Annotated in this window: 25 protein-coding genes and 1 pseudogene; 11 read left to right on the top strand and 15 right to left on the bottom strand. The window is 46.9% G+C overall.

The features are described 5' to 3' along the window. Positions 1-118: 118 nt before the first annotated feature. Together AB4111_RS09070 and AB4111_RS09065 are read right to left on the bottom strand one after the other, a co-directional pair. Positions 119-1,879 (bottom strand): sensor histidine kinase, encoded by a 1,761-nt coding sequence (locus tag AB4111_RS09070; protein WP_442031264.1) that lies wholly within the window; start codon positions 1,877-1,879, stop codon positions 119-121. Then, positions 1,876-2,637, bottom strand: a complete 762-nt coding sequence (locus AB4111_RS09065; RefSeq protein WP_442031263.1) for a response regulator transcription factor — start codon at positions 2,635-2,637, stop codon at positions 1,876-1,878. The genes AB4111_RS09070 and AB4111_RS09065 overlap by 4 nt, the downstream gene beginning before the upstream one ends. Before the next feature lie 219 nt (positions 2,638-2,856). On the opposite strand from AB4111_RS09065, the gene AB4111_RS09060 reads away from it, so the two are divergent. Together AB4111_RS09060 and AB4111_RS09055 are read left to right on the top strand one after the other, a co-directional pair. Further along, positions 2,857-3,906, top strand: coding sequence for a peptidoglycan DD-metalloendopeptidase family protein (locus AB4111_RS09060; RefSeq protein ID WP_442031262.1), 1,050 nt, complete (start codon positions 2,857-2,859; stop codon positions 3,904-3,906). Positions 3,907-4,013: 107 nt separating this feature from the next. After that, complete coding sequence (locus AB4111_RS09055) at positions 4,014-4,517, top strand: GNAT family N-acetyltransferase (RefSeq protein WP_442031261.1); 504 nt, start codon at positions 4,014-4,016, stop codon at positions 4,515-4,517. Positions 4,518-4,649: 132 nt separating this feature from the next. Here the strand turns inward: AB4111_RS09055 and AB4111_RS09050 are convergent, their stop codons facing one another. Beyond that, the gene (locus tag AB4111_RS09050) at positions 4,650-5,141 is read right to left on the bottom strand and encodes a DinB family protein (RefSeq protein ID WP_442031260.1); all 492 of its coding nucleotides are present in this window, start codon (positions 5,139-5,141) and stop codon (positions 4,650-4,652) included. A gap of 288 nt (positions 5,142-5,429) precedes the next feature. On the opposite strand from AB4111_RS09050, the gene AB4111_RS09045 reads away from it, so the two are divergent. From AB4111_RS09045 to AB4111_RS09005, 9 genes are all read left to right on the top strand, one after another. Next, positions 5,430-5,849 carry a hypothetical protein gene (locus AB4111_RS09045; RefSeq protein ID WP_442031259.1) on the top strand — a complete coding sequence of 140 codons (420 nt, stop codon included), beginning with the start codon at positions 5,430-5,432 and terminating at the stop codon, positions 5,847-5,849. Then, positions 5,846-7,135, top strand: a complete 1,290-nt coding sequence (locus tag AB4111_RS09040) for an ammonium transporter (protein WP_442031258.1) — start codon at positions 5,846-5,848, stop codon at positions 7,133-7,135. The genes AB4111_RS09045 and AB4111_RS09040 overlap by 4 nt, the downstream gene beginning before the upstream one ends. Positions 7,136-7,555: 420 nt before the next feature. After that, a complete protein-coding gene (locus AB4111_RS09035) occupies positions 7,556-8,497 on the top strand; it encodes a YwqG family protein (RefSeq protein ID WP_442031257.1) in 942 nt (313 codons plus the stop codon). A gap of 399 nt (positions 8,498-8,896) precedes the next feature. Next, on the top strand, positions 8,897-9,355 hold the full coding sequence (locus AB4111_RS09030) for a DinB family protein (protein ID WP_017689934.1): 459 nt from the start codon (positions 8,897-8,899) through the stop codon (positions 9,353-9,355). Positions 9,356-9,624: 269 nt separating this feature from the next. Beyond that, the gene (locus AB4111_RS09025; RefSeq protein ID WP_442031606.1) at positions 9,625-10,359 is read left to right on the top strand and encodes a response regulator transcription factor; all 735 of its coding nucleotides are present in this window, start codon (positions 9,625-9,627) and stop codon (positions 10,357-10,359) included. A 55-nt stretch (positions 10,360-10,414) separates the two neighbouring features. Then, the gene (locus AB4111_RS09020; RefSeq protein WP_442031256.1) at positions 10,415-11,548 is read left to right on the top strand and encodes a sensor histidine kinase; all 1,134 of its coding nucleotides are present in this window, start codon (positions 10,415-10,417) and stop codon (positions 11,546-11,548) included. A 99-nt stretch (positions 11,549-11,647) separates the two neighbouring features. Further along, on the top strand, positions 11,648-12,388 hold the full coding sequence (locus tag AB4111_RS09015) for a hypothetical protein (RefSeq protein ID WP_442031255.1): 741 nt from the start codon (positions 11,648-11,650) through the stop codon (positions 12,386-12,388). Beyond that, positions 12,382-14,247 (top strand): transglycosylase domain-containing protein, encoded by a 1,866-nt coding sequence (locus AB4111_RS09010; protein ID WP_442031254.1) that lies wholly within the window; start codon positions 12,382-12,384, stop codon positions 14,245-14,247. The genes AB4111_RS09015 and AB4111_RS09010 overlap by 7 nt, the downstream gene beginning before the upstream one ends. 116 nt (positions 14,248-14,363) lie before the next feature. Then, positions 14,364-14,915 (top strand): DUF2569 family protein, encoded by a 552-nt coding sequence (locus tag AB4111_RS09005; protein WP_442031253.1) that lies wholly within the window; start codon positions 14,364-14,366, stop codon positions 14,913-14,915. 91 nt (positions 14,916-15,006) lie between these two features. Here AB4111_RS09005 and AB4111_RS09000 read toward each other — a convergent pair whose 3' ends face one another. From AB4111_RS09000 to AB4111_RS08945, 12 genes and pseudogenes are all read right to left on the bottom strand, one after another. Next, a complete protein-coding gene (locus AB4111_RS09000; protein WP_253432060.1) occupies positions 15,007-15,465 on the bottom strand; it encodes a threonine/serine exporter family protein in 459 nt (152 codons plus the stop codon). A gap of 18 nt (positions 15,466-15,483) precedes the next feature. Next, the gene (locus tag AB4111_RS08995; protein WP_442031605.1) at positions 15,484-16,245 is read right to left on the bottom strand and encodes a threonine/serine exporter family protein; all 762 of its coding nucleotides are present in this window, start codon (positions 16,243-16,245) and stop codon (positions 15,484-15,486) included. A gap of 244 nt (positions 16,246-16,489) precedes the next feature. Beyond that, the gene (locus tag AB4111_RS08990) at positions 16,490-16,795 is read right to left on the bottom strand and encodes a hypothetical protein (protein WP_091015194.1); all 306 of its coding nucleotides are present in this window, start codon (positions 16,793-16,795) and stop codon (positions 16,490-16,492) included. A gap of 64 nt (positions 16,796-16,859) precedes the next feature. Further along, the gene (locus AB4111_RS08985; protein WP_442031252.1) at positions 16,860-17,903 is read right to left on the bottom strand and encodes a S66 family peptidase; all 1,044 of its coding nucleotides are present in this window, start codon (positions 17,901-17,903) and stop codon (positions 16,860-16,862) included. Between the two features lie 96 nt (positions 17,904-17,999). Further along, positions 18,000-19,334 (bottom strand): DUF4179 domain-containing protein, encoded by a 1,335-nt coding sequence (locus AB4111_RS08980; protein WP_442031251.1) that lies wholly within the window; start codon positions 19,332-19,334, stop codon positions 18,000-18,002. Further along, positions 19,331-19,846: an RNA polymerase sigma factor gene (locus AB4111_RS08975; protein WP_442031250.1), complete on the bottom strand. Its 516-nt coding sequence runs from the start codon at positions 19,844-19,846 to the stop codon at positions 19,331-19,333. Before AB4111_RS08975 ends, AB4111_RS08980 begins: the two co-directional genes overlap by 4 nt. 222 nt (positions 19,847-20,068) lie before the next feature. Further along, the gene (locus AB4111_RS08970) at positions 20,069-20,596 is read right to left on the bottom strand and encodes an ankyrin repeat domain-containing protein (RefSeq protein WP_442031249.1); all 528 of its coding nucleotides are present in this window, start codon (positions 20,594-20,596) and stop codon (positions 20,069-20,071) included. A 32-nt stretch (positions 20,597-20,628) separates the two neighbouring features. Continuing rightward, on the bottom strand, positions 20,629-21,033 hold the full coding sequence (locus AB4111_RS08965; protein ID WP_442031604.1) for an NUDIX domain-containing protein: 405 nt from the start codon (positions 21,031-21,033) through the stop codon (positions 20,629-20,631). A 219-nt stretch (positions 21,034-21,252) separates the two neighbouring features. Continuing rightward, positions 21,253-21,741: pseudogene (locus tag AB4111_RS08960) on the bottom strand (GNAT family N-acetyltransferase); the annotation flags it as partial. 148 nt (positions 21,742-21,889) lie between these two features. Further along, positions 21,890-22,300, bottom strand: a complete 411-nt coding sequence (flgB, locus tag AB4111_RS08955) for a flagellar basal body rod protein FlgB (RefSeq protein ID WP_253432078.1) — start codon at positions 22,298-22,300, stop codon at positions 21,890-21,892. 184 nt (positions 22,301-22,484) lie between these two features. Next, complete coding sequence (speD, locus tag AB4111_RS08950) at positions 22,485-23,300, bottom strand: adenosylmethionine decarboxylase (RefSeq protein WP_442031248.1); 816 nt, start codon at positions 23,298-23,300, stop codon at positions 22,485-22,487. Between the two features lie 166 nt (positions 23,301-23,466). Beyond that, positions 23,467-24,045 carry a DUF1273 domain-containing protein gene (locus tag AB4111_RS08945; protein ID WP_442031603.1) on the bottom strand — a complete coding sequence of 193 codons (579 nt, stop codon included), beginning with the start codon at positions 24,043-24,045 and terminating at the stop codon, positions 23,467-23,469. Between the last annotated feature and the right edge of the window lie 14 nt (positions 24,046-24,059).

The following is a 24,059-nucleotide window of genomic DNA, read 5'->3' as shown; positions in this document are numbered from 1 at the left end:
GTTAGATCAACTCATCAGATGATCCTGAAATGTGTTGTATTCAATATTAATATATGGGAACAGGTGTTATTGAGTGTCGATTATATAGACTGAAAATGGAAAGGTCAAGCGGAACATTTTAATTCTCTTCGGACGGCCCATCCCATATTAAGCGAATGATCGTTCCTTCACCCGGGGTGGACTGTACCTCGATATGCCCTTTCATCGCTTCAATCAACCCTTTGGTTACCGCCATACCTAGCCCTGATCCAACGTCCGATGTACCTGTATCTGTACCGCGATAGTATCGTTCAAATAACTTCCATACCGTCTCGGCGTCCATACCTCGTCCATTATCGGCAAACTGAATGCTGAATGCATCTGCGTGTTTACCGGAATGCACACTGACAACCAAGATGGACTCAGGCGGGTTATGAAGAAGGGCATTGGCGGTCAGATTATCCACAATTCGTTCAAAAGATGGAATATGGACGTGTCCATACACAGGTACTTCAGAAGGTTGGAATAGGATGCGACCTTTCCCATATGCCGGGTTTCGTTCAGCGCGCTGGATCAGATCACGAAGTAACGTATTTACGTCAGTTTCTTCCACCGCAGGTTGATATCCACCACTGCGTAATCGATAAGTCATGGCAAGGTCGTTGACAAGCCTGTCCATATACATGGATTTATCGAGCATGATGCCTGCGAATTCCCTGACTTCCTCCGCGGTCCAGCTATACTTATCCGCCTCAAGCATATGAGCGTATCCCTGAATGGAGGAGAGGGGTGTCTTCAGATCATGTGTTATGCCAGCAATCCATTCCTCCCGTAAGGACTCGGTCTGTTTGCGGAGTTCTTCATCTTTCTTCAATGTGTGAGACAGGGCCTGCATGGAGCGAAGCACTTCAGCATACACGTTGTATTTTCGTTTCCACTTACCGTTACGGCGCTGACTGCGAGGCACTCCGAAGGCTCCGGTAGGTTCCTCGTAATGTCCTCGCTCCAGACGTTGTAACCATTGGAGCATATGCAGCATGGGCGAGCCGAATCGGTTGGCATACCAGAAGGCAAGCAAGATAAGCAGAATGATGATGGACACAATCAATATAACCAATGCCGGTTCCAGAATAAAACGGTAGGGATTCGAATTCCCCGTACCATTTGCATCGCCAGGGATGCCAATCAACCAGGTGGTTTCATTCTTCTCATCGTACCATGTAGCAGTAGACTTGCCTGATCGACTTGGATAGCGAATCTGCAGGACCAACTCCTGAAGGGTGTATTCGCTTGGTACACCCACAGCTGGTTTGTTAAAGGAGGAGAGTTCGCGTCCTGACGCATCCAATACTTGAAGATAGGCATTAGCAGCACGAAGGGCTTCCTGTCGGCCCGGTTGAAGAGTAAACTTCCCGTTGGTCAGAATGAGATCTGAACGAATATTATTGATGAGCGATTTGGCCGGGTTACTCTCGCCATACAACAAAGTGAAATTCTTACTGTTCTTCTCCCGGATGAGTATGACAATCTGATAAGGGAAAGGTTTTTGATTTTCCCAGTATGCAATCAATTCTCCCGGTTTATAGTGAGTCGGAACATCAGCGGGTGCGTGATAATCATCAATGACGTTGCCTTGTTCATCCAAAACTTGGAGCCACCCTTGATATTTATCCACTTGCTTTAGCAATTTGGGGTCATATTTAACGGTATTGTCTGGCATGAATTCTGCTGTATTAATCAATTGGTCCAGACCGTTAAGCGCAAAGTCATCCACCAGATTCACTTCATTTATCTTTTGCACCACCCAGTAGGTGGCTACAGACCCAAGCAGGATGATAAGAACGACTGTACCAGCAAGCATCCCGATAAACCGGGTCATTAACCTGCGACGAATGCTCATGGGCGTGACACATGTTCCGGCTGAATGAGCTTGTATCCCAAACCTCGGACGTTAACGAGATACACTGGATTGGAAGGATCGGCTTCAATGCGCTCCCGAATGCGGTGAATATGAACCATCACGGTATTGTCATCACTAATGGCTTCTGAGCCCCAGACCCGCTCATATAGATCAGACTTGGTAAAAATGCGATTGGGATGCTTGCAGAAAAAGAGCAGCAGTTGAAATACAAGTGCCGGACAGGATACGGACTCTCCTTCAACTCGAAGTTCACCAGCCCATTCCAATACCTGAAACCGTCCAAAGTCGTACATGCCTTCCGGCATGCTGAGAGATGACGTATTTACGTTCGATTGAATGAGATCCGAGATCGCAGCTGTTTTTGATGGCAAATAACGCTTTAGTAAGGATTTAATTCGAGCAACGACTTCCAGAGGATTGAAGGGTTTGGCTACATAATCGTCGCCACCAACGGCGAATCCCGTTAATTTGTCATAATCGGTTGTTTTGGCTGTCAGAAACAGGATGGGCGCATCGGTGACCTGGCGTAGAAAAGGGCAGATTTCCAGTCCGCTTTTGCCGGGAAGCATGATGTCGAGCACGATACAATGGTACGTTTTATTGTTGCAGGCCTCAATGGCAGCTTCACCTGTTGTAACGGTATCAATATCGAGAAACTGTTCTTTGAGCAGAACGGTTTTGAGCATATGCAGAATAGCTTGTTCATCATCCACAAGCAGTATTGAGACGTTATCCATAGTTTGAAAATGACCTCCTGATGCTTCCATTGTGTTTATGATAATCATACCATCCTATGGGGCTGTATAGCGTACAGCAATCTTAACGGAATCTTAATTATGCAGGCTAAGAAGACATGGTGAGTTTAACTACTGGTAAGTTGGGGTTAGACGAAGGATAAGACTCATTCTGTACACTTAACTGGAAAGTATAATGAATTAGCAGAAGGGATGTTGAAAATGAAGCAAAGAAACTGGAAGGTGCTTGCGATTGCCCTTGGCGCCTGCGTGATATTATCTGCTTGCGGCAACAGTAACCCGGTTACATCCGAACAGGCGGAGCAGCAGTCAGCCGAACAGACGTCGAATAGTGAAGCGAGCGAGAATTCCAATCAGGAGAAGAACTCAAGTTCGGAGGCGAGCATGACAATTACACCAGACAATTTCATCGATACGTTGATGACCGGTTCGAAGGAGGCGATCTATAGTCAGTTTTCTCCGGAATTGAAGGAAGCCTTAACGTTGGAACAATTCAAGGAAGCTGCTAACCAGTTTCTGAAGGGTGTGGAATCTTGGGAGCCTGTGGTAAATGTAGAAATGAATCAATTAAACGAGCATAGCTGGAAGGATCAAACTGGAACGAAAGGTGTTCAAGTTTATCTTTCCGCAGAAAATCAGATTGAGGGTCTCTTAATTCAGCCGTTAGAAACTTATGAGGATACGGACAGCAAATTCACCAAAACCGAGTTTCATTTCCCCATGAAGGGCGAGTGGTATGTATTCTGGGGAGGCAATGATGTCCTGTCGAACTATCATTATGAGCATGAAACGCAGCGATATGCGCTGGACATCGTCCGGACAAAAGAACAATCCAGTTATCAAGGGGATGCAACAGTAAACGAAAACTACTATGCCTTTGGTGAACCGCTCTATGCAGCTGCAGATGGAACTGTTGTCGACATCAAGAACGATATACCGGACAATGTACCGGGTGTCATGAATCCGGAAGAGCCGGCGGGGAACTATGTAGTGATCGACCATGGAAATGGAGAGTACAGCCTCACAGGACATATCAAGGAAGGCAGTGTTGCAGTCAAAAAAGGAGATAAGCTCAAACAGGGGGACCTCGTCGGTGAGCTTGGTAATTCAGGGAACTCCAGTGAAGCTCATCTGCATTTCCAAGTGTCTGATGGTGCGGATCTGTTCACCTCTCGCTCCATTAACATTCGTTGGGCAGACCAGAGTCAGCAGTTAACTCGTGGCAACACGATTCAGGGACTTTCAGAGTAATCATGGAGTAATTCTCTGTCAGAATGTTAGGGATGACGAAGGCTTCTATTTTCCATTATAATATCCTCTATGATAAGAGCACGATCTGAAATGATGGAGGAATAGCGATGAAACTGGAAGATGTGCAGATTGAATATGCGCGCCTGGAGGACTTGCCGAGGATTGTGGAAATTTATAATTCTACCATTGAGAGCCGTATGGCAACAGCGGATTTGGAGCCGGTGACAGTGGAGCAACGTGTGCCTTGGTTTGAGGACCATTCACCGGATCATCGTCCGCTTTGGGTGATGAAGCAGACAGGTCATGTGGTGGCTTGGGCAAGTCTCAGCTCGTTCTATGGACGCCCTGCGTATAATGGAACGGTGGAAGTCAGTGTATACGTGGATCAGCAATGCCGCGGAATTGGGGCTGGAGGACGTTTGCTCGAAACGGTATTTGCGGCGTGTCCTGTACTTGGAATTACGACCATTCTCGGATTTGTCTTCGGGCATAACGAACCGAGTCTGGGGTTGTTGCGCAAGCATGGTTTTGAACAGTGGGGATATTATCCCGAAGTAGCCGTGCTGGATGGTGTGAATAGAGATCTGGCGATATTGGGCAAAAAAATATAAGTGTCGTTCTTATTCGGAACATAATTTATTCGGAAAATAAGAACACTGAAGAAAACCTCCAACCCATTTTATAGGATTGGAGGTTTTTTTGTCGTACATATATTCTTCGCTATGGGAAAGTGCAGGTTGTACTTATACGCCAAGTTGATGCTTAATCTCTTGAATCTGTCCCAGATGACGTTCCTCATGATAACTTGCAAAGTCAATCCATTGGGTAAGATCCATCTCACCGAATACGGGATGAGGAAAGGACTTGCTGCGCAGCAGGTCAGGATCATGATCCAATGCGAAGTTATTTAACGCTTGGTGAGATTCGTCCAGATCGGTGCGAACGTCTGCGAGTGCTTCAGGCGCAGCTGGAGGTTGAAGATGAGGTGGTGCCTCGACGGAGCGGCTGCGGTCCACCGATAATTCATATGGTTTTTTGTCTACAGCCACCGTCTGTTCCTTCTCTAGTGCAAGGCGAGCTTGTTTTCCAATTACATTCTCCATCAGATTCAGATGACGTAGTACTTGCATAATACTCCATTGTTTGGGTGAAGGCTTCCGGTTCAATTGTTCTTCTTCGAGTCCCGAGACGGCTTCCCAGATTTGGTCACGTATATCGTCATTACGAGTAAACATCGTGTAATCCTCTCCTTATAGGTACAGTTTCTGTGATGAGGGTAGTCTGTGTATGTTCATTACCCCAAATGTGGATGCTTATTCTATAAGCATAGGGAGTGGAATGAGTAAATGCGAATCCAGGCAAGATTAGCCTTGTTAGATGTAATCTGTGTCAAATAAAAAAAAGCCGTTCTCTATGAACGGTTCATTTCAATTCATACAAAGTCCAAAAAAAGATTGACGGGCAGACCCCGGCAAACTATAATCGGTACAAGTAACTTGATATGTAAGGAGTCCTGACATGATATGTTAGTAATCGACGAGGTTTATCACCACACAGCATTGCAAATATCATCGTCCGATTTATTGTACCTTATCGAACGGATGAAGGTCAAAAAAGAAAATGAGATTCAAACGCTCAAGCAGAAGATCGAACAGTTCGAACAAAAGCGTCGAGCGGAAGAGGTCGCTTATCAATCGTTGTCGACCGTACGCAAATGGTTTGCGGGACGCCCTGCAACCCATCATCAGGCGGTGGAATATATGGTTCAGGTGAAGGAACGTTTTCGCAAGATGGAACAGATTCGCAGACGTATACGTGAATTGGATCAGATCGCAGAACGAATCAAACATCCGGACAGCATTGAGCGGGACGAGATTGAGCTTGCGCCCGATACAATCCGTGAGCTCAGACAGCTTAGTGAAACGGAGGATGTACAAGCATGACTTTGGAGACGTTAAGCACCGGGATCGATACGGTCTGGGTCGTACTAAGTGCAGCGATGATTTTATTGATGGAGGGTGGATTCGCCCTGCTCGAGGCTGGCTTTGTGCGGTACAAAAATAGTGTGAACATTATTATGAAGGTTTTTGCTGACATTACGATTGGAACGTTGCTGTTTTATGCCATCGGTTTTGGACTGATGTACGGTTCGGACGTTGGCGGTTTTGCGGGAGTGACGGGATTTTTCCTGAATGGGGATTTGTCTCATCTGGACGTACCAGTATCGCTGGAGACATTCTGGTTATTCCAGGCTGCCTTTACCATTGCCGTTATTTCCATCGTTTCAGGAGCGGTAGCCGAGCGGATCAACTTCCGAGCCTATCTTCTGTATATCATATTGATGACGGCGATCATCTATCCAATTGGTGGACACTGGGCATGGGGCGGCGGTTGGCTTAGTCAGCTGGGGATGCAGGACTTTGCCGGTTCGGCTGTGATCCATGCGCTAGGTGGATTCTCGGCACTGGCTGCTGCAATTATTATTGGTCCACGTAAAGGGAAATACACGCCACTTGGCGTAAGTGCTATTGCACTTCCGAGCAATCTGCCACTGGCATCTGTGGGTGCATTTCTGTTATGGTTCGGCTGGTTTGGCTTCAATGCTGGTAGTACACTCAGCGCCACGGATGTAAGAATTGGTCACATTGCGATTGTTACGATGTTATCCGCGGCCTCCGGTGGTGCAGTTACGTTGCTGTACACGTTATTCCGCTTCAATCGTTCAGATGCACCTTCGGTCATTAACGGTTCGCTTGCGGGACTGGTCGGAATTACAGCAGGTTGCGCTTTTGTTGGCGATGTAGCAGCGATATTCATTGGAGCAGTATCCGGCTTATTGATGATGGTAGCCACCAACTGGCTGGACCGTCGGCAGATTGATGATCCAGTTGGTGCTTTCCCGGTGCATGCCGCATCAGGAATGTGGGGCACGATTGCTGTAGGTCTGTTTGCCACGGATGGTGGTTTATTCATGGGCGGCGGCTGGAGGTTGCTGGGTGTTCAGGCGCTTGGCCTTACAGCACTGGTTATCTGGGGGTTCGCCATGACCTGGATCGGGTTAAAGTTGATTGGCAAAATTGTGCCTGTACGATCGACAGAGGAAGAGGAAGATCTGGGTCTGGATATCAGCTATCATGGTGTGATGGCAGCCCATCAGGCCCATGAATTCCTGGACGGTGAGGAGCATATGCGTGCTTACCAGGAAAATTCCTCTGATCCAAATCGTTAAATGGAATATAGGATAAGGAAGTAGACTGACAAGGAATGTCAGTCTCTTTTTTTCTATATAAATTAAACTAGCATATTTACACGAGAACGTAGGGGACAGAAAGGAGCTTAAGAAGCGAAGCTAAAAGCTTTCTGCAAGAAAGCTGCTTCGGAAGCATACGGTTCGCCTACAAGCTTTCTGCAAGAAAGCTACATCGGAAGCATACGCTATCCCCGGATTTTTACCATTGCAAAGGTGAATCTAAAAAATTCTGGGGATAACAGCGATCGGAAGGTTGTTCTGTCATCGGAGTGGTAAGTGTAAAATATTCTTAAGTTCAATTTATATAGAAGCAGGGAAAGACGACTGGGCGGAAGAATATACAGGTGTGAACCTGAATATGTCTCAGCATAGGTGTATTGTCAAAAGGGGAGGATCTATATGATTAAGCCAGAACAATGTGAACGTCTGACCAGAAAAGCCCGTAAAACACTTGAGGAATATGGTTTGGGAGTTGCTGCCGATCTGCTGTTGTCCTCAAGCCGCTGGGGAATTCGCCTCGATGTATCCACACTGGACGAATATCGCAGGACAGGAAACTCACGTGTAGGTGGACATCCGGATTTGCCAAGTGGCATGGAGTGGCCCGTAACACAAGAAGGAGTTCCGATGACTTTCCTGGCCCAGTTGAACCTGGTGGATCTGTCGCCGTATGCGCCGAATGATGGGCGCGGGACTTTGCCTGAACGCGGAATGTTATACTTTTTCGTTGGCACGGATGAATCTGCTAGTCCCATTGAACATCGTGTGATTTTTGAGCCGAGTTCTCATAACCTAATAAGGCGAGAGCCTGAAGGTGATACCGCGCTGGATGGAGCACCCTTTGTTGCACATTCAGTGACTGTACTGCCTAATCTTGAGTTTCCTACATACGCTTATATTGATGCCGCCGCGCTGAACGAGCTCTCGCCAGCTCTGCTTGAGACCGATGAGACCGAAGCGGAAGTAAGTCTGTATGACCGATACCTTGAATTCGAGTCGAGCTGGAATCATCCAAGTACGCTGAATTGGGGCGGTATGTTTGGATATCCTGACGGGCAGCATCCGGATGCCGAGCATCGGGCCTTGTTACAGATCGCACTGGGAGAAGAGTACAATTATAATGAGCAGGCGTGTGAGAAGAAGCTGACCAAGTATTACGGCGGAGATGAGGATCGGACTTGGCAGGAACTATCTGATACGCTGCTGCTGTTGAAGATAGATACACATGATGCCATAGGTTTTCAATGGTGGGATTGCGGGGAACTGCAATTTTTCATTCGCAAGTCTGACTTGGAGGCTGGACGGTTCGAACATACGTATTGTTCGTTATACTCAAGTTGAGTAAAGATTTGAACTCATATAAGCAACAAAATGTCCCGAATCCCGTCTATAAGAAGGAGGAAGGACTTTTTTGTTCGTAGTTTGTTATATAAATTGAACTAAAGAATATTTACACTGCACACTCCGATGACAGAACAACCTTCTGATCGCTGTTATCCCCAGATTTTATTAATTCCTTTTATAAAGGGGAAATCCGGGGTAGCGTATGCTTCCGATGTAGCTTTCTTACAGAAAGCTTGTAGGCGAACGCTCCGCTTCTTCAGGTCCTTTCTGTCCTCTCCGTTTTGTGTATATGTTTTGTTCAATTTATATAGATTTGGGGTTTATATTAGGGAGGGATATCTTGGTTGATAATAGAACATATGTTCTGTATAATAGAATAAAAAGGAAGTGTATCTGTTGATTCAATCTGCGTTCAAACATATTGACGTGGCCGTAACATCGTTGATTGATATATGTGATCAGTTGTCGGAAGAAGATTTGGCTTTGACTCCGATTGAAGGTAAACGGCCTGTTGGAGAACTTCTAGCCCATCTGTCTGTGATCTGCCGAGCGGATGTTTATATTTCCGAAGGTGCATCGGAGGAAGAGATGGCTCAATTCTATGCAGAGAATCAGGTACATTCGCTCCGTGAGATCAAGCAGGCTTTGATTGATAACCAGATGTATCTATACCAACGATACAGGCAGTTTAACACGGAAGAGTTACTGCATGTGACGGATTCATACTGGGGAGCCTCCTATAGTCGGCTGGAGTGGTTGCTTGAGATTATGGGACATGTGTATCATCACAGAGGACAATTGTATACAATGCTGACCCTGACGGGCAAAGAACCTGAATCAGTGCTTTTTAAATAGAAAGGTATTATTCTCTACGAGACATAAGGTAATGATAGAAACGGATAGAATACATATAAGCATGTTATAGAGAACATTATGGGTTAACGTGGGAATAGACCGACGATACTACACGATATAAGTGAAATAACAGAGGATTTTGGCGTGGTGTGGATTCAGCAGGTGAAGCTGGAAGAGATACATGAGATGACGACCAAGATCGAGCGTGTCCGTGAAGATCATGATGATTTTCGCAGTTTCATCCCTCGGTGGTATACTTTGAACAGATCATGAATTATGGAAGGGAAAGGAATAATGCCGTGGCACAGCCAGCAACCATTCTGCTTGTCGATGATGAGCAGGAGATTATTAAACTGATGGAAATTTATTTTGGCAACGAGGGTTATCGGATTCTTACTGCGAATGATGGGCTTGAAGCGCTGGAACAATTGAAAAAAGAGTCGATTGATCTCATTATTCTGGATGTCATGATGCCGAATATGGACGGAATTGAAGCTTGTATGAAAATTCGGGAAGAGCAGAAAATGCCGATTATTATGCTGTCCGCCAAAAGCATGGATATGGATAAAATCACAGGGTTAAGCATCGGTGCTGATGATTATGTGACCAAGCCGTTTAACCCGCTTGAACTTGTCGCACGGGCGAAATCTCAGCTGCGCAGGTATCATACCTTTAATGAAGGTCGTGAGAACAAAGAGCACGAGTGGGTTATTGATGATCTGGTCATTAATACCGATACACATGAAGTCTGGGTGGATGAGCAGCCGGTTCGTCTGACTCCGCGTGAATTTGCTGTTCTTGAACTACTGGCTCGTCACCAAGGTTCAGTACTTAGTATGGAACAGATCTATCGTCAAGTCTGGAAAGAAGAATTCATGGAGTCGAACAATACCGTCATGGTGCATATTCGCAAGATTCGTGAGAAAATTGAACTTGACAGCAAACATCCCAAGTTCATTCAGACCATATGGGGTGTTGGTTATAAGATGATCAAACCGCAATAAACATGTACATCCACAGGATGTCATTTGACATGAACACATTCAGGGAGTTCCTACTATGAATTCAAAGTTGATTAATACAGTCCGATGGAAATTTATCTATGCATTTTTGCTGAGCGGCATATTAACTGCAGTTATGTTGTACGGAGGCAGTCAGGTGGGGCAGACCATCTTGGAAGCACAGACATATCCGGATTATTCCATTCCTGCCCAAGGGATCAGGTGGTTGGTGAATAATATCGGTTCGGTGCCTTTGATGATTGTGGTAGGCGTGCTCTGTTTTGTGCTGTTTTTTTTCCTGTTCTCTCGCAAGGTGATGCGGGTTCTGGACGAAATAACGGCAGGAATTCAGGAAGTTGCCAAAGGAGAGCTTTCCCATCGCATCGAAGTGAAGACTTCGGATGAATTCGGAGTGGTTGCTGCAAGCATTAATCAGATGGCTGAACAGTTGCAGGTGTCGCTTCAGGAAGAGCGTAATGCAGTCGCTGCCAAAAACGATCTGATTACGGGGATATCACATGATCTGAGAACACCACTCACTTCTATTCTGGGATTTCTGGAGTACATTGAGAAGGATCGCTACCAGGATGAGATTGAGATGCGCTATTACGTTAGCATCGCCTATGAGAAATCCCTGACTCTTCGTAAGCTGATCGATGATTTATTCGAATATACGCGTGTGAGTGGCGGGAGTCTTCCGTTGTCTTTGCAAGCGTTGAACCTGAATTCGTTTCTGATGCAGCTGGCTGAAGAGTTTGCTCCCATGCTGGAGGATGCTGGCATGACCTATAAGATCATCGGCGGGCAAGAGCCACTATGGATACAAGCTGCTCCGGGGGAGCTTGTAAGAGCGTATGAGAATCTGTTCAGCAATGCCATTCGGTATGGTTCGCAAGGTAAACGAATGGAGATTGGGCTGGCTCTTGAAGGTCAAGAGGCTGTAGTCCGCATCAGTAATTATGGTGAACCGATTCCGGCACAAGATCTGCCACATCTATTTGATCGATTCTATCGTGTGGATAAATCCCGTTCCCGGGAAACGGGAGGCACGGGTCTCGGCCTGGCGATTGCCAAATCGATGATTGAATTACATCGAGGAAGTATCGCTGCCTACAGTGAAAATGGCAGAACGGATTTTGTTACCCGATTCCCTGTAACTACTGCTCCACCAAGTAATTACTCAGAAGAATAATAATTAAGAATTTGGTAAGAAGTTAACTACTTCCTCATTAAGAAATATTCGGTATGCTACCTCTATTACCATATTGTTGTATAGAGGAGGATACCGAATATGAAGTCCCGATTCAGTACTGTAAGACTAAGATACATATACATTGGAGGAGCAAGCGCGTTACTGAGCGCAGCGCTCCTTTTTGTCGTGTATCACGTGCTACGATTTGCGCATAACCATGTCCTTCCTGATACAGCATGGATAACGCGTATGATGAACTGGGGAATCAACCATATCGGCACAAAGCCGTTCTTCATCTTCATTGGCGGAGCTTTGTTTGCGATCTTTTTCTGGATTCGATCCCAGAAGATTACGGAAGATCTCAGTCAACTTGCACGCGGAACAGCCGAACTTGCCTTGGGCCACAATCCTGGAAGAATTGATGTTCTAAGTGGTGGTGAACTAAAACAAATTGCTACCAATCTGAATACGATTGCGTCTCTCCTGCATGAGGAAGGGCTGAGCATATCAGAACGGAAACATGAGAGAAGAGAGATAGAGGGTGTGACTATTAACAATGAGCAACCCGAACTAAAGCAAGATGTGGAAGAAGACAAGGAGAATGCTCAGACTAGTTCTGCACAGGTTGACTTACCGATAAAGCTTACCCTATACGGCGTCCGTTCCTCTCTGGATGAGATCATCCAAGGGCGCTGTCAGGACGAGGTAGAAGTTCAGCATTGGGTCAGGTTGGCGTATGAACAGACATTGCTGCTTCAACATGCTCTGGAGATTACACAACGGGATGGACAGGAACGCGGAGTTTCAGTTGAACAGGTACACAAGGAGCCTGAATGTTGAAGCACAGGGGCAAGCGATGGATGTATTACGTATTTGATGCAGCAGTGGTTGGAGTTGTGATGTTGGCGCTTTTCTATCTCTATCTGATTACTTATGGCGAAGGGGTGCTTCGCAATCGCCCCGAGGCTATGCAGGTGGCCGCTTCAACCATTATTACGAATGCAGAGGGGACCGAAATTTCGAGGTTGCTTACGCAGACCAAAGGGTATTCGGAATATACTGATCTGAACGCCATGCCGGATTTATTAAAGATGGCTTTTTTGGTTACAGAAGATCGACGTTTCTACAACCATGATGGACTGGATTTCATCGGTCTCGGCAGGGCCATTGTGCAAGACATTATACATATGAATCTGAGTCAGGGAGGAAGCTCCATCACGCAGCAATTGGCAAGAAATCTGTACTTGAATGGGGATAAAACCTTGAATCGAAAGGTGAATGAGATGTCGATTGCGATGGCCCTTGAGAAGAAATACAGCAAGGATGAAATTCTGGAGATGTATCTGAATCAGATCTACATGGGACGCCAGCAGTATGGTGTAAAAGCGGCAGCCTGGCGGTATTTTGGAATGAAGGATATGCATCAGTTGGAACTATGGCAGATTGCTACATTGGCCGGAATGCCCAAAGGTCCATCCATATACAATCCAGTAGATCATCCTGAACTTTCCAAACAAAGACGTGCCGTTATCCTTGGACTAATGCATGAACAGGGACTAATTACACGAAAGCAGATGCTCGAAGCTCGTAGCGTCGATTACACGCCGTCTGAAACTGTATTGGATGCAGCAACTTCATCGGGCTTGAGCGAGCCCACATATGTCTCTGCCGTAGATGCTGTGATTCAGGAGGCTTCCCGGCTCACAGGTAAAAGTGAAGCGGAGATCCAATCGGCAGGTTGGGTTATTCAAACCGGGCTGGACCAACAGGCGCAAATGGCGATGGAAGAAACATTTGCAGACATTACCCGATTCCCCGATGATCGCCAAGACGAACTGGTTCAGGCAAGTATGGTTATTATCGACCAGCATAACGGTGAAGTGAAAGCGATGATGGGTGGACGTAATCCCTTGAAAGGGGGCATCAACCGGGCGATTATGGATGCAAGGCAGCCAGGCTCTTCTTTTAAACCGATTATTGCATATGGCCCTGCGTTGGAGTTAGGGAAGTTCAAGCCAGAGAGCATACTGCCGGATAAACGCATGAGTTATGGCAACTATCAGCCCAGCAATCTGGGTGGGCGTTACAGCGGTTCAATATCGATGTCCCAAGCTCTGCAAAAGTCCATCAATGCCCCAGCCGTATGGCTGCTTCATGAAACCGGACTGAAATATGCACATCAATTTGCGGCACGACTCGGTATTGAACTGGGGAAAGAAGACCTGAACCTCTCGATTGCCTTGGGAGGTGTGCATCAGGGGGTGTCTCCAATGAAGATGGCACAGGCCTATACCGTGTTTGCGAATAATGGCAAGTTGAACAGAGCCCATCTGATACGCCAGATAACAGATTCCCGTGGACGAACAATCTACGCTCATAAGTCGGAAAATAAGCAGGTAATCTCCTCTAGCACGGCGAATGCCATGACCAGAATGCTGCAAAATGTAGTCAGTCAGGGAACAGGGAGTCGGGCACAGTTAGGTCAGCACAAGGTAGCGGGTAAAACGGGAACAACACAGGCTGCATTACCTGGTGTGGGAAGGGAGGCCAATCGGGATCTGTGGTTTGTAGGCTATACGAGTAACTGGACTGCGGCGGTCTGGATGGGATTTGATCATACGGATGCAGAACATTATATGAGGTCAGGAAGTGGTGTTGCAGCGGATTTGTTCGCAACGGTAATGAAACGAGCGATGTAATAGACGTTGAAGTGAGGGAGATCATAGGCCAGACGCTCCGTTCGTCCTCTAAAATACACAGAATCTAGATTTTAATGTATAATATGTTTTCTTATCTAGTGTAAAAGGAGAATGAAATGGAACGTAAATACAGTAACTCGGATACAGATACGGATATGAATTCGCTGCAACCCAAAACCGGTATCAGACCGGAACGGCCTGGTATCTCCGGATTAGGTGGATGGCTTATTTTAATCCAGATCAGTCTTTGGCTTGCCCTAGTGTTTCTTATCTCGGATGTATCGCAGGTGAATGTCATCATGGACCCTGCTCGATGGGAAGTCGGCCGTGGTGTTGACCCGCAGATCTACACGGAGATGATTCGTCCACTCCTGTGGTTTGGCTTCATAAGCAGTATCATTTTATTGATGATCGTTATCGTGAATCTCATTCTTTTATATAAACGGAAGAGACAGTTTCCACGTATGATGATGGTGATGTACGTGATGAATGTGATTATAAGCATCGTGACCTGGATTCTGATTGCGCGAAATGAAATCCCAAGAGAACAGCATGTGCTTGATGCAACTCCGGCTTTTCATCTGATCGTACGATCCATTCTGGTATGTTGTTTCTTCATTCCGTATTTCCTGAGGTCGGTACGTGTGAAGAATACGTTTGTGAAGTAAAAAGGATGAATTGGAATAGTAATACATAAGGCCCGCTGGCATACAAGAGTTCATCCTGTGTGCTAACGGGCCTTATATGTGGGAAAAATAATCATTTCGATGATGATTTGGTCCGGATTGAGGCGGGAATTCGGCGTATCATCTGGTTTAATACCTCGGACAGCACAAGGCCTACGGCAATAGCGCCGGATAACATGAGTGCCTTGGCGGCCATCTCCATGGCGGCACTGTAGTCATTTTGCACAAAACTCCGCATCGCATTATACGCCAGCCCACCAGGAACCAGGGGAATGATCCCTGCAACGCTGAAGATGATAACGGGGGCACGAAACATGCGAGAGAATATCTGGCTGATGACACCGACGGCTATGGTCGCTGCAAGGGTAGCAGGCACCGCATCCGCTGCATATTCAAGCACGATATAGATAATCCAGCCGATCATGCCGACAAATCCACCGTGGAGCAGCATGCGCCGTGGTGCGTTGAAGATAATACCGAACGCGGCTGAAGCGACAAAACTGGTTAAGGCTTGTTCAATAAAATGGAGCATATCCTGCATTCCTCCGTCTTACATAAAAAGTGAAAATACAACTGCAATGCCGGTACCTATGGCAAAGGCGGTCAGAAATGCCTCGGCTCCCTTGGATAGTCCGGAGACGAGATGTCCGGCCATCAGGTCACGTACAGCATTGGTAATCAGCAGCCCCGGAACCAGCGGCATAACCGAACCAATAATAATTTTGTCCCGTTCATGGCCCACTCCCATATAGATCAGGAGAAACGCGAGTAAGCCAATAACGAAGGATGCTGTAAGCTCGGCAAAAAATTTGACCCGTACCAGCCGGTGAAAGGCAATAACGGCTGCATAACCTATGCCCCCGCAGATCAGCGCAGGAAGAAAGTCGCTCCAGCCTCCGCCAAACATAATGGTAAAACAACCACTGGATAACGCCGCGGCCGTAAGCTGTACAGCCGTTGAGTAGGAGGAAGGCTTGCCTTCGATCTGTACCAACAGTTCATGGGCTTCCTGCGCGGATAGCTCACCTTGTCCAATACGGCGGGAGACCGCATTCACCTCGGATACCTTATCCAGATCTGTCGTACGATCGGAGATACGAATCAGCTTGGCGGGTTCGGTTGCATCAACAGAGAAGAAGATGCCTGTAGGCACTACGTAACTGTGTGAATGGGGTAAACCGAGCGCTGCGGCCATACGTTTCATCGTATCTTCCACACGGTAGGTTTCACCACCACTTTGCAGCATGATTTTGCCTGCGAGCAGACAGATTGCAATTACGCGGGATTGTTCAGTAGGGTTGTTGCCAATCATACCCGTCTCGACTTGTGATACGGGTGATGAATCATGACGTATGTATTCCAACCGGATCAAGCTCCGTTTCATAAGTGATATGGGGTGGTGCGACACCATTGTATCATATTTCACACGCCCGCAAGGAATCATACCGCACCATCCCCAAGACCATAAAAAAGCTTCGTTCCCAAGACTTGAAGATCTCAGGAGCGAAGCTTCTTGGAACAGGTTCGGATATAAACGGATAAACAGGAACAATATCCTACATCAACAGGGTAATAACCAACAATTCATACAGCACAAGCGGCAAAATCGTAGGTCCAAACAACGCGCGCGGTTCAGGATATCCATGCATCGGGGTAACCTGGAGATACAAAATCCCCCGGTCTGCACTGATGATGACACCTTCCCACACTTGACCATCGATATTCTGGACTTGTACCTTCTTGCCTATATGCTGTCGGGCTGTATGATGAAGCATATTCCGCACACTTTGCACGGATTGAAGCATCGGTTGATTGGCTTGATACACGACACGCATGGATGGCGTGGATGTGGATTCAGACATGATGCACAACCCTTCCTCAAAATAAGTTCTTACTTCAAGGTATGCATCTGCCTACAAAGGGTGATTACACAAACGCCATCTCCAGGCTCCCGCGTCCATTTTCATAGGCGACTTTGCCCAATGTTCCATTCACAAAGGTTAACTGGGGCGGCATATGGCCAAGATCCACGTCATACAGTACAGGAACATCCAGATCCCCGAGTGCAGAGGAGAGAGCATCAGTGAAGTTGAAATCCGCTGTATCGGAATAACCCGCAGGTCGGCCGAACATGAAACCTTTCACGCCTGCAAACCAGCCAGCCTGTCTCATCTGCCACAGATGACGGTAAATATCTCCTGCGCTCATCTCACAGCTCTCCAGATACCAGATGGTTCCTTCTTCTGCACAATACTGATCCAAAAACGATTGCATGGGTGCATACGGGGTGCCGATCAGACAGGTGATGGTATCCATACAGCCACCGATCAGTCGACCGGAGAACGATACAGCGGTAACTGCATCTTCCGAATGGCCGAGCTGTTTCCAGCGTGAGGGTGTATCCAGGTTAAATCCAGGTAGTTCCATTTTCCATTCCGATTGATAATGCGTGGAAGACGATTGTGTAATCTGTCCGCCGTAAGGGGTCTGTAATACATCGATCCAGCGCGCAGTTACGGGATCAAGGGCGTGTGATCTTAAATCCACATAATTGGTGCCGTGCGCTGTCGCTGTGCCGGTGAGCAGGGTGTATGCGAATAAAAAGGTGCTGATATCCGAATAACCCATGACCCATTTGGGCGGCAATGTTTTCAAAGCTTCCCAATCCAGCAGGGGCAGGATATCCATGAGAAACTCCCCGCCCCATGGAGGGATAATGGCTTGAATAGTCGGATTGCGAAGAAATTCATTCATCTCTTCGGCGCGTTGCTCTTTGGAGGCACTCACACATTTAATGTTCTGGCGGAGCGATGGGCTTTCTATCACGCCAAAACCAAGGCGATCCATGTTGCGTTTACTCTCCTCAAGATAATGGTGCAAGGATTCGCCTACACCGCTGGAGGGTGCAGCTACACCGATGGTATTTCCCGGAGCGAGTGGCTGCGGATAACGGATGGAACGTTGATTCATATCTAAACACACCTTCCCTATGAACATCATTGCTCGTAATAATGAATGTTTCCATTATATAGAATATTTGCGATAATCACAGCCTAGTGGTAGAAATTAAGGATTAACAGGAATATCCAACGAGAATGGTGACTTGATTTTCATCGGATAGGTGGAGATGTTCATCTTCACTTCCCCTTGTAACTTGGCTCCATTTTCGATAGTAGAAGAAACAATCGTATGACTGTCATCCGTCCCATCCCCACTACTCCAACTGGCGCCTGGGACTTCATATGACTTCCCTGCACTGTCTGTAACTTTCCTGAAAGTGAGAACGAACCCACCGTCCATCCTGCCAGCAACGGAGAAGTCAATAATTAGATCTTTGCCTTCGACCTTGCTGCCAAGCATCTTCAATCCAGGAGGGCCGCCTGTAATCCGGTGTGACTTCAGATCAAGGGTAAGATCCAACTCATCTTTATCCAATCCGGAGAAGCCAGATCCCTGTAACGTCAGCTTTTTCGGTATGGAGAAGTACATGCTTTCGAAATAAATGGAACGTTCATCCTCACCTGTTGAGGTATCTGTTCTCCACGCGCGGCCTTGCTCATCGACTAGTTGAAGATCGCTGAGGCCAAATACCTTCTTGGTATTTTTAGGATCAAAATTCACATCAAGCACAAGACGTGTTGGATACAGAGTAGCCTGTTTCACATCAATACGCTGTCCATCCACTGTTAACGTCTGATTCACAGGAATGACTTTTTTCATGCCTTTGGTAAGATTCTTGTCTACCGGGAACGTTATTTTCCACTTTTGTGCACGCGTTGTATCTCTGGACTTAAACACGACGCTCAGCTCTTCAGGAGGAGAGGTTCCATCCGTGAAGATCACGTCTATCATATTCTCATTCACATTCTCGTCTGAAGAAGGTGTTGGATAAGAGTGAGTAAACGCAACAGGCAGATCTTTACCGTTCTCATCCAGCAAATCGATATCATAGTTGAATTTCTCGGGATCTTTCATACCTTTCATCGTGTAAAAAATAACCATGCGTGACTCGTCTGTGATAATGCCATCAACGGTCAAGGAAGTACCATCATGCTCGTCGGTGACGCCGACTTTCTGTAAGAGGGACTGATCAATCGCCATCATTAATCCTTTGTCCTGGCGAATCATGCTAACAATGCCTTCCATGCCAGGCAATTGCTCCACGAAGGACGCAAAAGCGGGAGAGACACGGATACATCCCGTAAACAGCAGGATGAGGGCAGCTGCCGAGATGGAACTCATATACCAGCGCAGCCGGGACTTTCGCTTACGGGCAGCTTGGCGAATTCCCGCTTGCACAGCCTGAGAGGCAGCATCCGGTACAGGCATGGTTTCGTATTCCATCTTGCGAGCATTCAGACGTTCTTCCAATGCGTCGAATGATTTTTGTTCATCCGTCATGAAGATGCATCTCCTTTCGTTTCAAGTTGATCCCGGAGCTGTCCGAGTGCCCGATGTAATCGGGATTTGACGGTTCCGGTCGGGATTTCCAGAATATCGGCGACTTCGGTTAGGGAGAAACCTTCAAAATAACTCAGGATAATAATCTGTTTGCAATCCCGATCAAGGTTGGATACAGCGTCAGCAAGATCAGGGTCGGCAGGACGATCCCAGCTGCTGGGTTCGTGAACTGTGGTATCCGGACTAAATCGACTTTTGCGTTTGCGTTCGTCTGCGCAGTAGTTGAGCAGAATGCGGATGAGCCAAGTGCCAAAGTAGGATGGCTCCTTTAATTTTTTGAGTTTACGGAATGCCCGGAAGGTTGATTCCTGAATTGCCTCCAAAGCATCACCTTCGTTGTGCAGGTAGGCATAGGCGATACGGTACAGTCGGTTATGATGCAATTCCATTAAGGCTGCAAAAGCCTCGGCATCCCCTTTTTGTGCGGCGGTAGTGAGCTGAGTAGGGGTCACATGGCTCCTCCTTTCATGGATATGTTGAGTATTAGACCGTGTAATGCGTCAAACGGTTCTTGTTTTCTGAAAAAAATATGATGTATTACGATTTCTATAGAAGTTGAACTACATATGTATACGAGAACGTAGAGGACAACACAAATAACCGTCAGACCTTCTCTCTGTACTGCAAAAAGAGTTCTGGCGGTTGTTCATGTTATGGTCCAAGCTACCTAAACATTATTGCTGCTGAGCTGCAACAGCTGCTCGCAGACATGAAGCTGTAGACGTGTTACCTCGTTCAAGTGCAATGTCCAATGGGGTCTGACCCGCTGAGTTCAGCGCATGTGGATCTGCACCATGCTGGATTAACATCTCGATAAGTTCGGTCTGATCCGTATGAAATGCTGCTGAGTGCAATGCATATTGGCCATCGCTGTCCAGAATACTTGAGGATGCGCCATGTTGGAGCAAAAGGCGGATCACTTCGGATGAACGTTCCCCGGCAAGAGCAGCATGCAGTGCAGTATTGGACGGAATAAATGAAATTTTGGAATGAGACAGGGCGTTAACATTGGCTCCGTGCTCCAGAAGAACACGAACTACTCCTGCTTGTCCATAATGAGAGGCATACCCCAGCGGAGTTAACCCATCCTGATTTTCAGTATTGGTGAGTTCCGGCTGAGAAGCGAGCATTGCTGCAATGGTTACCACATCTCCAGCCTGTGCAGCCTGAAATAGTTGATTCATCTGTTCTGCATGATTCATAAGGATTACCTCCATCTGATGAGATAATTTAATTACAGGGATTCATTATACAGCTTCTTCACAGCTTCCAGCCCAGGTACGGCAAAACAAGCGAGTGGAGAGGGCAGATCATGGAGCGGGAACCAGCCGATCTCACCGATGGCTCCGCCTTCTTCCAGATTACGAGCATGGCCGCCAATCACCTTGGTGGAATAGAGCACGGATATCCAATGTTCCTGCTGTTGTGGCTGGATTGTCTCCGCCGTGCAGAGCAGACTGTCGATGGCGATATCCAGATTCACTTCTTCCTTGATTTCACGGATGACGGCAGTCTCCAGTGATTCATAGGGATCTACTTTCCCGCCAGGAATACTCCAGGTGTGCTGTTCAGGCTGGCGATTCCGCCAGGCGAGTAGCACTTCGCCCCGTTCATTCAGGATGACCGCGCCTACGCCAATGCGTGGTGAAATGTCAGCATCACCTTTTGGATCTGAACGTAGTTCCGACAGGGACAGCGCAGCTTGTTCGTTCTCATAACGCTGTGAAAAATCACCAGCTACCATTTTTCCGGATTCCGCAGCAGGAGCAGAACGATTAGATCCGAACGACAATGGAAGCCCGGACTGTACCGACCATTCTTCCGCAAGGATACTCATCGAGATCAGGTCATAATGCATGCCATCCCGCAGAACTGCAGAACGCTGACGCCCCTCTTCCCGAAATCCGGCTTTGAGGTATGCGCGTCTCGCGGCTTCATTGTATTCGATGACTTCCAGCGCAATCCGGTTGAGGTTCAATTCATGGAAGCCATATCGGAGAATCAGGGCGAGGGCATCGCTGCCATATCCTTTACCCCGATCATTTTCTTCACCGATGCCAATGGCGAGACGGGCGGAGCGATTGTTCCATTCAATCCGGTAGAGGGCGGTGAAGCCAATGAATCGATTTCCCTCCAGTGTACGTAATGCAAATTCAAAGCCGTTGTCTCGACGGACAGAGGAGGAACCTGTCTCATCCGGCGTTAATGGAACAGCAATATCGGTATCCATGTTGCGCAAATATTCGTAATCGTCCGTGAAGCGGGAGAGACGCATGCAATCTTCCGGGCATGGGGCCGCGAGTCTGACTTTGGAACCTTGAAAAGCATTTAAATGACGTGGAGCCATGTTGCACCTCTTTTGTTCGATATGAAATCTTTCATTTCATTCCATTATACTACGAACAGGAGCGGATACCGAAAAATGGCACTAAACAGTCTACACTCATTAAAAAACAACAAAAAAAAGCAGCCATTTCGGGCTGCTTGTACATTCATTATTTCAGATCATTCAATAAATTCTTCATTTTTTTGTAGTGACCACTGACCCGATCAACCATGTAGTTATACATGAGTTGGTTCTCTGAAAGGTCTGCCATTTCCTTGTCAATGTCAACGTTATTGTTGTTATTGTTCATCGTGGTTTCGTTGTTCTCGACAATTCGGTACTGTACGATGGAAGAATGGGGATCACTGACAGGGAAGTGTTTTTCATGAGTCCGCTTCATAGCGAGCTGATCTGTTTTGCCATTCTCAACGATCCGTCTCAGCTCTTCCTGAAACTCTACCGTTTTCTTTTTGTAGTTGGGCGTGTCTGCATTGGCTATGTTGTTGGTAATGGCATTGTGCTGTGCAGTAAGCGCTTGTAACAGTGATTCGTTACGTCTGGTGGTATTCGTTTCGATCACAGGCTCAGTCTCCTTCACTGCATATTGATACAGTTACTCCTATAATAAAAAAAAAAGTTGCACACTGTCAACATAACATAGAAAAAGACAAGCACATGCCGGAGGTCCTTCAAAAGAACCTTGCCTTCATGAAATCTTGTCTTAGACCTTGGCTGGCTTTATGGATCAGCCTTTGAACAGACTTTTAAGTGGAACGATTCATATTTTTGCCGTAATAAATCTCGTCCATCTCCAGCTTCAGCCACTCCGTAATCTCCTGTTGTTCCTTTTTGCTGAGCTTATCCTTGGTGTACCCAAACAGATAATTATCGAGATCAAATTCCTTCAGCTTACATTTGGTGTGGAAAATATTCTCCTGATAGACGTTCACATCAATCATGTCAAAGCTGTTCTTGATCTCGTCGGGAATATAATTCTGAATCGAGCCGATCTCATGGTCAATGAACAGCTTGCGTCCGCTGGTGTCCCGCGTGAAGCCACGTACCCGGTAATCCATCGTCATAATGTCTGTATCGAACGAGTGGATCAGATAATTAAGCGCCTTGAGCGGTGAAATCTCACCGCAGGTGGAGACGTCGATGTCCGCACGAAAGGTACTGATGCCTTCACTGGGGTGAAACTCTGGGTAGGTGTGCACCGTGATATGGCTTTTGTCCAGTTGCATAACGACGTTATCGGGCAGGGGACCGGGAGATTCATCGAGTGATTCCTCTGGGATCTCCACAATGGGACCTTCCGAGACAAGTATCGTCACGCTGGCACCTTGAGGCACATAATCCTGCTGAGCAACATTTAACACGTGGGCCCCGATGATGTCGGAGACGTTGTTCAGAATCTTGCTCAGCCGGTCGGCGTTATATTGTTCATCAATATATTCAATGTAAGCTTCGCGTTCGTCTTTGGTTTTCGTATAACAGATATCGTACATATTGAAGCTCAGCGACTTGGTCAGGTTGTTAAATCCATGCAGTTGAATGCGCTGCTCTGGCGTAATTGTCATGGTTGCAGTTCCCCTTATCCCATACGACATATCATCGCAGTTATAATACTACTTATACCCAACCTGCCTCGAAAAAAAACATATGTACGTCATACGAAATGCTAATCTCCTCTGATGATGGACGTGAACGGATGGACCTTGAACGGTCTGCATTGATCCAGATGATTCAGAAGGAAGAATCGTCGAAGTCTACAATATCGTTCATGCGCTCATCCTCAGCTACCGATTGGATATCCTCTGAAGTGACACTGATGATCGTATAGTCCTCGTTCTGTTGTTTCTTCACGGCTTTTTCCTTCACAAAACGGGGACTGCCTTCCCCGGCATCTTCGTCATAGACGAGCAGAAGACCGTCGCTTTTGCGCAGCAACAGGTCATCCCGGGCAGTGAACTGCCACGGCCCAATATAAGGTTGATTGCTAATCGCACCGTAATAGTCCACACCCGAGAGGATGGAACGGTAATACTCCTGCTTGTCTTCTTTCCATTGTTCCTCGGGGTTCTGAAAGGCAGTAATAATTGACAGCTTTAGATGCGGATAAGTCTTCTTCAGATCAATTACCACTTCACAGGCCCACAGATCCACACCGTATTGTCCCGGCGTCAGCACCCATTCCAGACCATCCTCGACAAGAGGCGTTAAGCGGGAAGAGATGGCCTTTTTGATAAAAGGAATACCTTCATGCTTCTGTCCAAAAATCTGTAATTCATGTGCCCGGTAACCGGTAATCAACAGGTTTTTCAGTGTCCGTTCCTCCT

Source organism: Paenibacillus sp. 2KB_22 (assembly GCF_052115745.1).
Lineage (GTDB): Bacteria > Bacillota > Bacilli > Paenibacillales > Paenibacillaceae > Paenibacillus.
Note: the sequence above shows the minus strand (reverse complement) of the source record. Positions and strands in the feature narration are given on the sequence as shown.